The organism is Thiolapillus sp. (genome assembly GCF_048562965.1).
Classification (GTDB): Bacteria; Pseudomonadota; Gammaproteobacteria; order Chromatiales; family Chromatiaceae; genus Thiolapillus; species Thiolapillus brandeum_A.
This window is the reverse complement of record NZ_JBHNMF010001497.1, coordinates 1-601: the sequence shown is the minus strand read 5'-3', so window position 1 is coordinate 601 and position 601 is coordinate 1. Positions and strand designations below refer to the sequence as shown.

At 56.1% G+C, this 601-nt stretch carries 1 protein-coding gene; it reads right to left on the bottom strand.

Going from position 1 to position 601, the window contains the following annotated elements; translation table 11 throughout:
* On the bottom strand, nucleotides 1-521 hold a 521-nt coding region (locus tag ACOCD2_RS25140; RefSeq protein WP_293650796.1), incomplete at its 3' end, for an NUDIX domain-containing protein.
* Nucleotides 522-601 lie beyond the last annotated feature (80 nt).

Genomic DNA, 601 nt, shown 5'->3' with positions numbered 1-601 from the left:
TTGGCGCGCCGGAAAAGTTCTGACTGGGCCTGCTCACGGGACATGACCTGCACCAGAATATCCTCCCCTTCATGGTCCAGCCCATGCACGCCGTCCGCCCGGGTGCTGTCCACACGTCCGCAGTACAGTGATATCCGCTCGCCACACCAGCCCGGTGTGGTGAAGAAACTGCCGATGAATTCAAGGTCGAGCAGCTCGCAACCGGTTTCTTCCCGGGTTTCACGGCGGGCTACCGCTTCGGCATCCTCGCCTTCCTCCATGTAGCCACCCACGGTCTCCAGCAGCCAGGGATCATCCGCATGGCCCAGGGCGCCGATGCGAAACTGCTCGATGAGCACTACGGTGTCTTCCGTGGGATCATAGAGCAGCACGGAAACAGCATGCTTGCCCTCAACCCGCTCACGCAGGATTTCATCGCACCAGCCGTCGGCGTGGCACTCATGCTGCAGCCTGAATTTCTTGAGTTTGAGGAAACCATCCCAGGCATCCTCCATGGCAAGTATCTGGAAACGTTTTTTCATCATTCTTACCCCTGCTAGAGTTTAGAGTTTCAGAGGAGAAAAACCACTAAAAATCTCAAAAAATAGTTGACATAGCAAGG